Source organism: Clostridium sp. CM041 (genome assembly GCF_055081035.1).
Map to the genome: position 1 here is coordinate 1,109,202 of NZ_CM143648.1, position 14,980 is coordinate 1,124,181.

A 14,980-nucleotide genomic window follows, 5' to 3' on the forward strand; every position below is an offset into this window, starting at 1 on the left:
TTACTTAAACATTGTGAAATAAGACTTGACAGCTAGTAAAAATTCGCAAAATTAAATATGTATATTTTTTACATTATTTCATTTGCGAGGAGTGTTTTTATGTTAACTGTTAAGGTTTCTCATTCCCAATATCAATATTTTCTTGAAACATTTTTAGAAAAATTCTATATTCAAACCAATCAACAAATCACTTTGTTTGAGCGTAGTTCACAAATAACTAAAATATGGTCTACCGACCTAACCGGAATTGTCCCTCTAATAGAAAGTACTTATTCTAAATCTAATCAAGGAGCTCCGCCAAAAGATGCGGCAGCATTACTCAGGTCACTTATTATCATGGCTTATTGTAAAGAAACTAGTATATCCTCTTGGGTAAAAACATTACGTTCAGACCCTTTCTATTCAATTTTATCTGGTTTTATACCCGCTTGCTATTCAGACTCTAAAGCCGAAGGCATACATGTTGACCGACTTCCTGGTGTAGGTACTTTTTATGATTTTATGGATAGGCTGATTCATAAGGATAAGATCCTTAATAAATCCAAACTGCGTAAAATTAAACGTAAACCACGTAAAAAGCAAAAGAAAAACCAAAAGATGAATAACTCCAAATCTGGTGTAGTTGACCGTTTAGTTAAAAGAATCTTAAAATTTGATAATTTAAAGCTCCTTGACAGAAGCGAATCCAAAATGAACAACATACTTAAAGAATTATTTGTTATTCCTTCTTTATCAATGGGTATTTTGGGCGATCCTTCTAAACTAAATATTGCTGGCGACGGAACCTGTATGCCAACACAGGCTTCGCCTTACGGTAAAAAAGTTTGTGATTGCAAACTTAAACCAGGAGAACATTGTGACTGTTATCGAAAGTTTACCGACCCCAGTGCTAGCTGGGGTTGGGATAGCTTTAATGAACATTATTACTATGGTCATACCTATCATGGATTTACTGCCTGTGATAGCTTTTACAGCCTACCTATCCATATTAAATTTGTTAGCGCGGCACGCCATGATGCTGTTACTGGAGTTTATGCACTTAAAGAACTTGTAGATTTATATCCTGAAATTAAATTTCATTCTGTAGCCTTAGATTCTGCTTATGATGCTAATGCTTTTTATCTTTTATGCATGCATTATGGAATAAATCCTATTATTGATTTAAATTCACGTTCTTCAAAACCATCATCAAATAGTGAATTTGTTAAACTTGATAAGAATGCTATTCCACACGGAACTGTTTGTGGACATCAGCTTCGTAATTGGGGAATTATTACTAAACAATATAGACATAAATGGTTATTCCCAGTTCAATGTGAAAACTGTGAAAAATGTCCTATGAAAAGCAATAAATCTTATTACACTAAAACATTAGATAACCCAAGGTATTTTACTCCAATATTAAGAGGTTCAAAACAATGGAAATCTCTTTATAAAAGACGTTCAACTACTGAAAGGTGTTGGGATAGAATAAATAATAATTTTCATGCTGAAGATGCAATTATTTATTCTGTTGGGTATAGAATAACAAGGGTATTTCTTGGTGCATTTTGCTGTTTCATAGATGCTTGGGCATCAGAAAAATTAATAGCCCTTGCTGATATTTTCCCAACTCTTAAAAATATAGCTGCGTAATTTAAAATAAATTTCAATTCAATAACCAGCCTACGGCTTTTTTTAATAGTGTATAAAAAAGTCTTTTTGTCATGCCCGTAATTAATTCAAATATAACTTTTCATTCAAATAAGCACTTTTAATACTTAAATATGGAAATTGTTAATTATTGTTTTCCGACTATACTAATTAAACGTACACTGGGACAAAAAGTTCAAAAAATTTACTGCAAGCATAAAATTTTCACTTGAGATAATTTTCCCAATAAAATCATTTACAATATCTAGCATTACATCTGAATTTATAATCCACTTCTCTCCTTTGGTTTTTCCCATCCGTGGTAAATAATATATATTCTTTTATATTCATCTCTATTATATGAATGTAATCGTGTATAAATATGGATAATATGTTATAATTTATATGGGATTAGGTTGAAGTTGTAACATTAGACCGTGTAACTTTTAAATAAAGAAAGGAGAAGATTTCTATGAGTCCTTTAGAAACAAAGAATTTATACAGAATTGAAATTACAGAAAGATGTTACTGCACACTGATTGGCGCGACAGGTAATGCAATGCCATCATTTGAATCAGTTGAGAAAAATGGCAATTATGGTTCAATCCCTATTGGAGTTAAAGGATGGGTGGTAGAAAAGTTTGGGATGAAATATTTTAGACCAGATGAAAACCAAGGGGGAATAGATTTGTTTACACCTGCAAATCAGCCAATCGTTCTAATTCCGTATTATAAAATAAGTGGCCATTATAAAAGGATATAGAAACTGAATAATTTCCTTATAAAACGTCACAACTAATAAAACCGAATAATATTTAAAAATACTGTAAAATTCAAATGAATTTTACAGTATTTTTACGTCGTCTTTTTATACTGTTGCGACGCAAATCATTTATTTAATTATACTATTATTACCGTTCGTGGTAGTTGGACAATAACATAATAATGTTAAATATCAGCCTTATTCTGTTATCTCTATTCGATTTCCATCATGGTCTAAAATGCAACTCTCATAGTAACCATCTCCAGTATAACGTGGCTCACTTACTACCATGTAACCTGATTTTCTTAATGTATCAGTAAGTCTATTAACCTTTTCGACACTCCCTACAGAAAAAGCAATATGAATTAAGCCAATATATTGACTAATAGCATCATTTAAATTGGAAGGAATTGACGTCATCTGCATAATTTCAAGTCTAGCACCTGATTCAAATTTAATAAAATATGATTCGAAATGTTTTTTTATATTAGTATATTTATCACCAGCAATGCCATCAAAATAATCCACATAAAATTTCTTTAATTTTTCAATATCTTTAGTCCATATAGCTACATGTTCGATTTTCATATTAACACATCCTTAATCCTATATTTTAGACAAACCGCCCTTGCGGGGTTCCAGAATGTGTATTATTTAATGAATTATTATCAACATATTCTTCTTCCAACCATTTGTATATAGTAGTAATTATAGCATGAATATATTTATAATATACAAGGAAAAGGCAATTAATATATAAACCTACATAAAAACATTATGTCGTGAAAGATCCGTATTACGTAGCAACTGATAAAAGATGTTCTTTGTTTATTAAATAGTGTGATATTTAAAAAATATATTATAATTAACCAAAATATAAATCAGAATTGGTAAAACGAAAAAGGAGAATAGTTATGCTTGAATACAGATTTGATACGCAGTTGTTAATTGAATGATAAAATCTTTCAGAAGATAGAATAAACGAGTATATTACAAAAAGCATTAAACTCAGTATCAATTACTTTCCCATTTTGAAATAAAAAGTTACATCAGCTTTTAGTTGATGTAACCCGTATAATAGTTAAAAATCATTTTTTCTTAAATTCCTTATTATCTAAAATAATAACCCCTGACTTATCTTCCTTTGCTGCCTTCTTTGTGTGATTTACAAGTTTTATAACGTCCTGGTATGATTGTTTTGCTCCCTTTACAAGCAAGGGCACTCCTATAAAATCAATTTTTAGCCATCTAGAAAATAATCCACCAAAGGTCATTGGTAATGGAACAGTTGGTGACGTATTGGAAAATATAATTTTTTCATTTAATAGATTTTGTTTATGAAGCATAGATGCTAAATTATATAATCCAGGAATTAAAACCTTTGAACGTCCCCTACCTACAACATAGACTTTATTACCATCCTCATCACTTCCATAATAAAAAAGTTCTCCACGATTTCCATATACTAACTTATTAAAGTTAGGTAATTCCAATATTTCATCCTTAGTCGGTTCTCGGGTTTCATCCAGCATTTTTAAGTGATAAGCGATTGCTAAAATAGATGAGTGGGTTCCTCCATAACAATTATATATGTATATCATTTAAATCACCTTATTTCTTATTTTTTAGCTTTGTTTTATAATTGTAGTATATGCATTAAACATTGATATTAACCATTGATATTAAACATTCTTTGAACACACTTTCTCTAATGACTTAAATGTTTCTACAATTCTTTATACATAAAATAAATATAATATATTGCAACGAAAAAAAGGTAGCTCTTACAGACTCTAAGAGTAATTGTCGAAATGGAAATAAAGTTTAATCTAGCCACACTAATATCTTAATAATTTCATTGATCTATGTGCACTTCCATCAGCATTAACAATATCATCATCTGTAAGACCTGCCTCAACTGCAATATTATAAGCTTTACCAAAATACCCTACATCCTCCGATTTGTGTGCATCACTTCCCAATGAAAATTTAACACCCATATTCTTTAACTTTTTTATTGTTTCAATATCCATATTCTTATGACTTCTGTTAATTTCCAAAGCAGTATTCCTTTCAACAGCAACCTTTCCAATTTCGATAATATTTGGATTAACATGCTCTAAAGGATGATTTAATATTGCAATTTCATATTTTTTAATGGCATTAATCGCAGCTTCTGTATAATTCCTCAATAAAAATGGATTTTGCACTGCTCCAGGATGATAACCCACACAAATTATGTCCAGGTAATCAATTACTTCATCTTTAATATCTATATCACCTTTTTTAGTAACAATATTACATTCTACGCCAAGAAGAATCTTAAAGTCATTCGCCTTCAATAATGAACTCTTATTAATATCATCAATTGATTTGCGTAATTTTTCATATTGATTTAGTTTCATCCCGAAGGTAATATGTTTATAACCATGGTCTGTTATAGCAATTTCTTTTAATCCTCTTTTTATTCCAGCTTTAACATTTGATTCAATACTTCCTTTTGCATGTTCTCCCAAAATAATATTAAATAAGGGAATATGTCCCTTTGCAATATTAGTATGAGTATGATAGTCTGCAATAATCTTAAAACTCATTTTATCTCCTCCATGGTTTAATATCTTTTAATTAGCCGCTTCATTATCAAATTGAAAAGCTTCTTGTATCCACATATGTAATTTCCCTATGGCATGTTTATCATCCAGTTTTAGTTTGCCCATATTACTGGATAATACTTACCTCAATTTTGTTAATTATGCGATAAAAGCTATCACCTTAAGTATATACTTAAATGATGATAGCTACGAAAATTGCTCAATTTCTGAAACGAGCTATTGAACGATGCGGCGTTAGCTCTACTATGGAGATTCAATCTTTCTCCTCTTTCTGAAATAAAATCTTTTTATTTTTATTCGAAGTTAAAATAGGATAATTAACCATATATTTATGTTGCAACCGTAAAATATTGCGAAGTAATGTTTATATTTGAGAAAAGAGGTGTTGTTTTGAAATTAGTATTTTTAATTGGAGATACTGCTGTCGGTAAAATGACAGTTGGACAGGAACTGGCCAAAATTACGGATTTTCGGTTATTCCATAATCATATAATTATTGAACCTGTAATAGGACATTTGGATATTTTTACGGAAAAGCAATAACACGAATGAGGGATGTTATTTTTGAGGAATTTGCGAATTCTGACTGTTACGGATTAATTTTCACATATATGTGGGCATTTGACCAGCAATCCGATTGGAATTATGTAGAACATGTCTGTGACATTTTTAGAAAACATAGTGCAGATATATATTATGTGGAACTTGTTGCACCTCAATCTATCAGACTACAACGGAATGCTACTGAAAATCGTTTGAAGCACAAAGCAACAAAAAGAGATGTTGAAATGTCAACCCAAAGACTCATTAATGATGACAACAACTATCGTTGTGTCAGCAATGATGGCAAAATTCCATTTGAAAATTATATAAAAATCGATAATTCCACTCTTCCAGCAGAAATGGTTGCAAAGATGATAAAAGAACGATTTGACTTATAATATCTTAGAATATAAATATTAGTTATACATCGCAACAGTAAGACATATGACGATTTAAAAAAAGTGGTGGAATAAAATGAACTGGATTGGTATGTTACCAGTTTTAATGGGAGTAATTTATTACCTATATATATGAGAAGTGCAGGTAAATAGCTATAGTACAAAGATTTATCTTATGTACTATACCTATTTATCATCAATCTTAGGAAAAAGAAAAAAGGCATTGCTGCCGTTTGTGGTTGTTGGACAATAACCTTTTTTCCTGAACTTTCGTCCTACTGGCATTCGCTTTCTCCACATACTTTCACTTGTCATCTTCCTTTGTAACATTATAAAGACTAAAAAAGTATCCTTTTTTCTGTGTTAATTCATCAAAACTACCTATCTCCTCTACCCTTCCATTATTGACTACTATTATCCCATCATACATTCTGAGTACTTCATCAACAAGTTTGTGTGTAACTACCATACACGTCAATTCATCAATACCTAAAATTGATTTTTCTATATTATAAGCTGTCTCATTATCAAGTGATGATGTTGCTTCGTCAAGTACAAGGATTGGAGTGTTTTTAATCAATGCCCTAGCAATAGCCACCCTCTGCTTTTCTCCACCTGATAGATTACAACCATTTTCACCAACATTACTATCGAGTCCACCAGAAAGTCTACCTACTAATTCTTCAAGTCCTGAAAGCTTTACCGCCCTTTTAATATCCCCCTCACCATATTCCTTAAATAACGCAATATTTTCTCCTATACTATTATCAAACATAAATACATTTTGATGTATTACCGTAATCAACTTATACAAATCACTAACTTTAATCTCTCTATTATCAACTCCATCAATTTTTATAGCTCCCTCAAAATTCTCATAATACCTTAAAAACAATTTGATTATAGTAGATTTACCGCTTCCACTTCCCCCAACAATTGCATATTTACTACCTTTTTTAATATTCAAAGATACACGATCTAGCGCCTTCCGTTCTTCACTGTAGCAGAAATTTACATTTTCAAAGGTTATTCCCCTTTCAAAACTTAACTTATCAATCCCACTATCGCGATTTTGATTTTCACCTACAAATTTCACTAGCTTCTCACCGATTAATTTAACTGCTTTAACCTTGTTTAATCTTGTTGACACTGCAACAAGCGGCCCAACTATATTATTCATCAATTGAACTGTAGCAATCATTGCACCCACTGTTAACTCACCCTTAATAACAAAATAAGTTCCCAGTCCCATTGCTGTAAAAAACATTAAAAATCCACCTATTTCAGATAAACCATCAACAAAAGCACTAAGCAGTAAATACTTATATTTTGAATTTTCAACCCTATAATTTGATATTTTATATTCATCTTGAATTTTGTCCTCAATATTAAAACTTTTTATCACTTCAAATCCTGAAAACATATCCTTAACCTTTGTTGTAAATATACCTAGGTTATCAGAATATATATTTTTGCTTTTTCCTAATTTTTTTCCAAACGCCATAGGAATTATAATAGTAACTGCCCCAACAACAAAAACACCAATTGTAATATAAACATTCATTTTTATTATAGCAAAAGTAGCAATTCCAAAGGATATAGCGTTATAAATAATCTGAAGAATGTTTATAAAATAATCCTGCTCAACAATATTAATATCATTTGTAATCAAAGAAATATATTTCGCACTATTTTCTTCATTAAAGCTTTTTAAATTTTGCCCAAGTATTTTACCAAATACATCATTTTTTAATGATACCAACGTTTTCTTAATATACAAAGCTTCCAAAAACTTTCTTGTATAACCTATAGCAAATGTTGCTACCACATAACATAGAGAAAATACCAAAGCTGTCTTTAATTCACTCACCGTACCCTTTGTTCCTATATCAACAATTGATTTTAATATAAAAGCAAGATACACATTTGCTACTGCTGTAAGTGCAATCATAAAAATATTTACAGAAAGTAGACCCTTAAATTTGAAAAAATACCTCTTCATTTTATTCCCCCCCCAACTATTTAGATAGTGTAAACACTATCTTTACTTTTTTTATATAAATCCTTGAATTTGCAAGGATTTAAGTTGTTTTTAAAATAAAAAAACAATGCCCCCCTCTATTTGATATAATTGTTGTATCTGAACTCAACAAAATACCAAAAGGAAGGTGTCATTGTGAGTACAATTATATCAATGTTAGTTACCTATAATCAAGTATTACTTTCTCAAATTAAACAATTACTTATTTTTATTGCTAAAAATATACCGCTAAAAGTTCCAAAATACGATATGACAAGTCCTAAATATAAAAAACTTACTGTAGACAAATTGCCTACTATCAAAACTTTTGAAAAGCTTAATTATAATCAACTATTAGATGAGTATAAAACCTCTCATGGTAAGGATAAAAAACCTGTCAATTCTCGTGGTAAATATCCAGTATCCCCAGAGACCATCTGCCCTCAATGTGGCGCTCCGCACATCTATATCTACGATAACGCTGGAGGCCGTGGGCAGCTTTGGTGCAAAGTTTGTGATCTGCATTTCAACAAAAATAAGGTTAATTTTAAAACTGAGAGCTTCCTTTGCCCATTTTGTGGACACTCTTTAAGTAAGAAGAAGGACCGTAAAAACTTTTATATCCATAAATGTGTTAATAAAAAATGTAATTATTACCTGAATTCTCTTTCAAGGCTTTCTCTTGAAGATATTAAAGAATACAAGAAAGATAAGCACAGATTTAAACTGCATTACATTTATCGTGAGTTTACAACGAATTATTTTGATGTAGATTTATCTTCTATGCCAAAAGGTGCTACTAGCCTAAATTTCAGAAATTTTTCGTCTCATGTAATGGGCCTATGTCTAACATATAACATTAATTTAGGATTATCTACACGCCGTACGGCGCTTGCTCTTTGGGAAATACATGGAGTTAAAATATCTCATGTCATGGTTAGCAGATACGCCGTCACAGCTGCCGCTTTAGTTAAACCCTTTGTCGATAATTATGACTATAAGCCTACTGATTACCTCGCTGCTGATGAAACTTATACTAAAGTCAAAGGAGTCCATCAATATGTTTGGCTTGTTATGGACGCTATCAAGAAATCAATTTTAGGATACCAAGCGTCTTTTAGCCGTGATACTGGCCCTTGCATTTTGACTATGCGTATGGCTTTCGATAAGTTCAAAGAGTTTCCCGGCAAGTCACTTAAATTCGTTGCTGATGGCTATACTGCATATAAGCTTGCTGAGCAACAGTTTAAACTTAACGGCATGGACTTCGATGTAATCCAAGTAATTGGTCTTACTAACTCTGATCCTATTTCAACCGAATATCGTTGGCTTAAACAAATAATAGAGCGTCTCAACAGAACATTTAAATTTTCCTATAGGGTTACAAATGGCTTTGGTAGTGAAGAAGGTTCCAACACGCACTTGGCGTTGTTTGTAGCATATTACAACTTTCTCCGCCCACATAGCTACGCTTATTGGGGACCATTGAACTCAATCCCTGAACTTGAAAAGATTTCTACTATGCCAGCAAAATGGCAAAAGTTAATCGAACTTTCACAGCAACTTATAATAGAAAAACAGGTTGTATAAGTGAATTTACCTTTTAATATAGTTTGAATTTTCTTACCCGGCAGGGTTCCGTAAAAAAGGAACAATCTGATTAGGTATATTTTTGCTGACTTTTTTTATTTACCAAAAAAATTACAAGGTTTTGATGAAGACAAAACTAATATTTCATTCCTTTAAGGTATATTTTCACTTTTCAAGGTGCAATTTAAATTCCAAAATTTTTAATCTTGTTTTTTCATAGATTAGTTAACACTATCACTATTTACAATTTAAATGTTTTCTTCAAAAACTCAATAGACTCTCTTAAAGTATCCTTATTAACAACATAATAGGTCTTTTGCGCTCTTTTTTCAGATTTAACTAATTTTACACTTGCCAAATAATTCATATGATATGACACTGTGGCCATGGAAATCCCATATTTATTAGCTATTTCCTGACTATAGACTTCTCCATCCATAAGATAATTTAGTATATTAAACCTTGTTTTATCACACAAATTTTTAAATATGTTGATATTTTTTTCAAATTCATTTTCTCCAATTAATCGTTTTGTTGTTGCTTCAAAATCCCTCCCCAAGAACATATATAATTTTTTATCTGATTCATGAAAAGCACAACTTATTGAATTAAAAAAAATAGTATTAACGTATATTTCCTCATAATCATCGAATTTTAAAAATACATCCTTGAAGTTTCCAAGTATTTTCTCTAAAAATTTAATTCCGTCGTTATTTATATTTTCTTCAACATAATTATTAAATACTTGTATTGATTTTTCATATTTCTCCATGGTCTGTTCATATTGAGAGATATATCCCTCAATAAACTGCATAAATTCTCTTACCCATTTGTCACTATTATTAATAAGTTTTAGTAGCTTCCACTTCATGTTATCATCCACTTTTAAAGATTCTATTAAGTCTAATATTTTGATATCACTTTGCAGTATCTCATTAATCTTTTCCTTAGAAGCAGCATCCTCCTTGAATTCTCCCATAGATTTAATCGCTTCATATTTAATTTGCTGACCATTCAACTTTCTTATAAAATTTATAAGTTCCTCCTTATCAGAGCAGCCCCATATATCTGAGTTCTTATCTATTGGATAATTTAATGGTGACCCTTCTTTAAAATATACCTCTAAAAGCTCAATATTTTTATTAACTATCTTAGATAGTGCTTTTACGGCTCTTTCTACATCTTTGTTGACCTCTGCTTCAAACTTTGAATGCATCTCCCTGTGGCAATCATTCAATACCCAGGATATACTATCAAACAAATCAAGTAATACACCTTGCCTTTTATCAAAAATTATCTTCATTTTATCCCCTCATTCTTCATATTTGTATCTAAGTATTACTTAGAATGTCATCTAAATACATTTTAGACAATTCTCTATATAATGTCAATATAATTTCGATATATATTTGAATGTAATTTATATATCCATCTAATTACTAAACAGAGCAGAAATTAATGTAATCACACGGTTACTACATATTAATATTGACAAATAGGTTTTTGTAGTTTACTATTACGTTACGTGATATACCATGCAACATAATAAGTTATAGGAGATGAACAAATAATAATGAGCTCAATTGAACGATTTTCAGAACCTACATTATTTATTTTAATTAGTTTAGCAGAGAGTAACAAACATGGTTATGCGATCATGGAAGATATCGAAATTTCATACAATATTAAAATTGGACCAGGTACATTATATGGTGCTATTAGTCGTATTGAAAAACTAAAGTTCATTGAGAGTGTTCCCTCAAAAGACAGGAGAAAACCTTATCAAATTACCCCTGAAGGCAGAGAATATTTACAAGGAAAATTGAGAGAGATGGAGAATGTTACAAACTTAGGTTTTAAGAGGTTAGGTATGATATGAAATGGGTTATTCATCTATATCCTAAAAAGTGGAGAGAACGTTATGAAGATGAGTTTTTATATATTTTAGAGAAAAGGAAGCTCTCTTTCAAAGAAATAATTGATGTCTTTGTTAATGCAATGGATGCACGACTTTTAAATTTAGTGGAGGTGATTATAAGTATGGGTAATAATATAAGTGATATCATGCTTAAATCTGTTTTTAAGCGTTCATTAATAATTGGTTCAATAAGAACACACCATAAAGTAATTAGTATAGACAGATATTTGAAAGCCTATTTGGCAGTGGTAAGTGTTATAGATGAACTTAAAACTGCGGATACATTGAAAATTGCGAGACTATTGTACATAAGTGAACATTCAGCAATAGAATATACTGCAATATGTCTTGAATATAGAAAGACATCAAAGATAAAAAGAATAGGTTTTTATAACGATATTGAAAAATTGACTAGCAAAATAAGTTTTCCATAAAACTGACATTGAAACCGTTCTATTTTAACTAACTTTACAACCTGTATACTAAATATGGATTTCCATGTTTTAAAAATTATTTCGACTTACCACATTAAACTGTAAAACTCATGAATCTGCTCTGCACTTAAAACTTCTTCCTTAATATTCGTTATATAAATAGATATCCCTAATAATTCAATAGTATTATCACTTTTTTCTATACCCTTTTTTAACATTCTTCACAGATTTTTGTGTTCTTTTTTCAATTAACCATTTGTTAGTTTATATAGTATAAGACTTGTTTTTAGCGCCTTTGCCTTACATCCTTAATTTCATAACGGTCCCCCTCGCCCATCTGTTTCATTATGTCAGAAATGTAGATTCTTTTTAAAAGACTTGATTTTTTAGGAGCACCATTCTTATAGTATTCTATATCCTCATTGTCTATATATACTGTCGTTGATCTAATGCTTGATTAGAAATAACTATTCCTATTTTTGCACTAAGTTTTGCACATAAGGTAACAAGTGTATTAATGGGGCTTTATTTTTATAGAATTCTCTTAGCTTGATGGCTATGTGGCTCTACCCCCCTACAAACTTTGTTAAATAATGTTATTGGTTGAACATATTTGGGCAAGCATAAACTTTATTAGGTTCTGAACCAACTCTTATTCCTTTATTTAATTGTTGAATTTTAATCATATCTTCTTTGCTTATTTCAAAATCAAATATGGCTGCATTTTCTTTTATTCTTGACGAGGCAGTTGATTTAGGAATAGTCACAATTCCCATTTGTAAATCCCATCTGAGCACAACTTGTGATATTGTTTTTTTATATTTTCTTGCAAGCTCTTCTAAAAAAGGAATTTCAAATATCTTACCTCTCATTAATGGAGACCATGCTTCTAATTGTATACTATTTTTTTTGCAGAACCCTCTTAACTCATTTTGAATTAGCAGAGGATGAAACTCCACTTGATTTACCATTGGAATAACTTCAGCAGCTAACATTAAGTCCTTTAGATGGTCAACAGTAAAATTACTAACCCCTATTGCTCGTATATATCCTTCTTTATAAAGCTTTTCTAAAGCTTTCCAGGTTTCATTATGTAATGGAGTAGGCCAATGAATTAAATATAAATCAAGGTAATCTGTTCCCAGTTTTTTAATAGAAGCGTCAAATGCTTTTAATGTTTTCTCATAGCCTTGGTCAGAATTCCAAACCTTGCTTACTAAAAATATTTCTTCTCTAGGTACTTCGCTCTCTTTTATTGCAGTACCAACTCCAGCCTCGTTATTATAAAAAGAAGCAGTATCTATATGACCATATCCAACCTTAAGTGCTTCTTTTACTGAGTCAATAACTGAATGTCCATTTTCAACTTTATAAGTACCGAAGCCTAGCCAAGGCATTTTTACTCCATTATTTAAAACTGTGTAACGTTTTATATTTTGCATTTTAATCATCCTCTCAATTATAGTGAATAAAAAATAGTATCTGTATATTACCAATATACTTTTGAAAAATTGATAAATGGTACTTATTATATTATAATAAATAAACACTAAAAATTCCTTATCATTTGATACTAATTTTAAGGCGAATGTATTATAAATATAATAAAAAATGAGGTGGATTTAATGCATATGAAAATAGACAATACAGATATTAAAATACTAAAGGAACTTCAACAAGATAGCCGGTTATCTATTAGGGAATTATCTAAAAGAGTAAATCTATCACCTCCTTCTGTAACTGAAAACATTCCCAAACTAGTTTCCTATATTTATATTTCAAAACATTTACTATCCATTTGACATATGTCAGAAATAAATAAGATGTACCTATGACACACAAAAACACCCATCATTAAAAAATTAATTCAGAACATTATTTTTGCTAACATTTTATTTCAAATAACGTTTTGAACTCAAGACGTTCCTAAGCCCTAGCGCGACGCGATTGGCGAAGGAATGTGCTTTGGCTATCTTCTACTTGAGTGCGTTGTTAGGCGTTCGTACTTCATTTCAATTCTTTTTCTAATATTTTGTCAAAGTGGCTGTCCATGCAGACACTTATATCTGTTGTAATAAACTTACCATTAAAGAATAAACTAAAAATAGTTGCAGGACTTGGTGCTAATTGTGACTGTTCCATTGTTTCAAGTTTAATAATCTTGTAGGGCAAATTCCTTTTAGTAGCGGTTTCAATCAAAGAAGTCTTTGCGTGAAATTCTGCAAATGGGCACCTATTTGAAAAATATACAACTATTCCTTTTTTGTCAAAACATTCACCACTGAGTACAGATTTTTTAAACTTAGGTGTTTCAGCATCGGGGTCAATTTTCATCACTAAAAGGCTGAAACCGGATGATATTCTCTGACAATCTACAAATCCTTGTTTCAAAAGCCATTTTGTATCACTCATAAAATGGAATTTCTTTGTCCCAACAACAGTAACTAATCCACTTTTTCCTTGACTTCTTGCATCTTCAATAGCGGTTTTCAACAATTCTTTTCCATAACCCTGACCTTTATATTGTCCGGAAACCCAAAAACAGTTGACCATTAGATAATTTGGAGCATCTATAGGAACCCAGCTCATTTCAGCAGGTCCATATTCAATAAAAACTTTTGCTCTTGCATCAATTCTTCGGAAAACATAACCATTATCAAATTCTTTTTTTAGCCAATCTTTTTTTAGTTCATAACTTTCTTTACATTTCTTATCCGATATAGCGCAGCAAATGTGTTCTTCTGCAATGTTATCGCTATTTAGTTTGGTTAATTTTTTCATCTTTTTCACCCTTTCCTTTAATTAGTATGACGCCTAACGTATCGTGTTGCCGACACTCTCCCTTACGAGTACGACATAAAATATATATTTAATCATATCACAATAATCATAGCATAATAACCATAAATTGAGTATATTTACAATTTTTTAATAATGAGTAATAGCCTCAAAGTGAAAGTAACTCAATTACCATTGTGTTATAAAATTTCTTGTAAATCCGCCATCCTAGCTTTCCAAAGCTTTCGTTAAATTCATTCATCCCTCTAAAATAGTTATGTAACCCTATTAT

General features: G+C 30.7%; 14 protein-coding genes and 1 pseudogene. 8 read left to right on the top strand and 7 right to left on the bottom strand.

The genetic code is table 11. From position 1 onward, the window contains the following. The first annotated feature begins 99 nt into the window (after positions 1-99). Together ACWJJT_RS05295 and ACWJJT_RS05300 are read left to right on the top strand one after the other, a co-directional pair. Entirely contained in the window at positions 100-1,635 is a 1,536-nt protein-coding gene (locus ACWJJT_RS05295; RefSeq protein ID WP_462954445.1) for a transposase, read from the top strand. Between the two features lie 469 nt (positions 1,636-2,104). Continuing rightward, complete coding sequence (locus ACWJJT_RS05300) at positions 2,105-2,395, top strand: hypothetical protein (protein ID WP_216303634.1); 291 nt, start codon at positions 2,105-2,107, stop codon at positions 2,393-2,395. Between the two features lie 198 nt (positions 2,396-2,593). On the opposite strand, the gene ACWJJT_RS05305 is transcribed toward ACWJJT_RS05300, so the two are convergent. The 3 genes from ACWJJT_RS05305 to ACWJJT_RS05315 form a co-directional block, all read right to left on the bottom strand. Further along, a complete protein-coding gene (locus tag ACWJJT_RS05305) occupies positions 2,594-2,983 on the bottom strand; it encodes a VOC family protein (protein WP_462956288.1) in 390 nt (129 codons plus the stop codon). Positions 2,984-3,483: 500 nt separating this feature from the next. Beyond that, positions 3,484-3,996 (bottom strand): DUF3189 family protein, encoded by a 513-nt coding sequence (locus tag ACWJJT_RS05310; protein WP_216303632.1) that lies wholly within the window; start codon positions 3,994-3,996, stop codon positions 3,484-3,486. A gap of 237 nt (positions 3,997-4,233) precedes the next feature. Then, positions 4,234-4,989 carry a hypothetical protein gene (locus ACWJJT_RS05315; protein WP_462956289.1) on the bottom strand — a complete coding sequence of 252 codons (756 nt, stop codon included), beginning with the start codon at positions 4,987-4,989 and terminating at the stop codon, positions 4,234-4,236. 408 nt (positions 4,990-5,397) lie between these two features. Here ACWJJT_RS05315 and ACWJJT_RS05320 point away from each other — a divergent pair, with 408 nt between their 5' ends. Together ACWJJT_RS05320 and ACWJJT_RS05325 are read left to right on the top strand one after the other, a co-directional pair. Further along, the gene (locus ACWJJT_RS05320; RefSeq protein ID WP_258876426.1) at positions 5,398-5,550 is read left to right on the top strand and encodes a DEAD/DEAH box helicase family protein; all 153 of its coding nucleotides are present in this window, start codon (positions 5,398-5,400) and stop codon (positions 5,548-5,550) included. A 245-nt stretch (positions 5,551-5,795) separates the two neighbouring features. Continuing rightward, positions 5,796-5,948, top strand: a complete 153-nt coding sequence (locus ACWJJT_RS05325; RefSeq protein ID WP_462956290.1) for a hypothetical protein — start codon at positions 5,796-5,798, stop codon at positions 5,946-5,948. A gap of 304 nt (positions 5,949-6,252) precedes the next feature. Here the strand turns inward: ACWJJT_RS05325 and ACWJJT_RS05330 are convergent, their stop codons facing one another. After that, the gene (locus tag ACWJJT_RS05330; RefSeq protein WP_462956291.1) at positions 6,253-7,950 is read right to left on the bottom strand and encodes an ABC transporter ATP-binding protein; all 1,698 of its coding nucleotides are present in this window, start codon (positions 7,948-7,950) and stop codon (positions 6,253-6,255) included. Positions 7,951-8,124: 174 nt separating this feature from the next. Between ACWJJT_RS05330 and ACWJJT_RS05335 the strand changes: the two genes are divergently transcribed. Further along, the gene (locus tag ACWJJT_RS05335; protein WP_258280699.1) at positions 8,125-9,558 is read left to right on the top strand and encodes a DDE-type integrase/transposase/recombinase; all 1,434 of its coding nucleotides are present in this window, start codon (positions 8,125-8,127) and stop codon (positions 9,556-9,558) included. 241 nt (positions 9,559-9,799) lie between these two features. On the opposite strand, the gene ACWJJT_RS05340 is transcribed toward ACWJJT_RS05335, so the two are convergent. Next, positions 9,800-10,861: an ArsR/SmtB family transcription factor gene (locus ACWJJT_RS05340; protein ID WP_462956292.1), complete on the bottom strand. Its 1,062-nt coding sequence runs from the start codon at positions 10,859-10,861 to the stop codon at positions 9,800-9,802. 270 nt (positions 10,862-11,131) lie between these two features. On the opposite strand from ACWJJT_RS05340, the gene ACWJJT_RS05345 reads away from it, so the two are divergent. Beyond that, positions 11,132-11,437, top strand: coding sequence for a PadR family transcriptional regulator (locus tag ACWJJT_RS05345; RefSeq protein ID WP_165414625.1), 306 nt, complete (start codon positions 11,132-11,134; stop codon positions 11,435-11,437). Beyond that, complete coding sequence (locus ACWJJT_RS05350; protein WP_462956293.1) at positions 11,434-11,910, top strand: hypothetical protein; 477 nt, start codon at positions 11,434-11,436, stop codon at positions 11,908-11,910. Before ACWJJT_RS05345 ends, ACWJJT_RS05350 begins: the two co-directional genes overlap by 4 nt. Positions 11,911-12,506: 596 nt before the next feature. Here the strand turns inward: ACWJJT_RS05350 and ACWJJT_RS05355 are convergent. Then, the gene (locus ACWJJT_RS05355) at positions 12,507-13,352 is read right to left on the bottom strand and encodes an aldo/keto reductase (protein WP_462956294.1); all 846 of its coding nucleotides are present in this window, start codon (positions 13,350-13,352) and stop codon (positions 12,507-12,509) included. A gap of 189 nt (positions 13,353-13,541) precedes the next feature. Between ACWJJT_RS05355 and ACWJJT_RS05360 the strand changes: the two are divergent. Then, a pseudogene (locus tag ACWJJT_RS05360) lies at positions 13,542-13,670 on the top strand (Lrp/AsnC family transcriptional regulator); the annotation flags it as partial. 247 nt (positions 13,671-13,917) lie between these two features. On the opposite strand, the gene ACWJJT_RS05365 reads toward ACWJJT_RS05360, so the two are convergent. Beyond that, positions 13,918-14,691 (bottom strand): N-acetyltransferase, encoded by a 774-nt coding sequence (locus ACWJJT_RS05365; protein ID WP_220320221.1) that lies wholly within the window; start codon positions 14,689-14,691, stop codon positions 13,918-13,920. Positions 14,692-14,980: the final 289 nt, after the last annotated feature.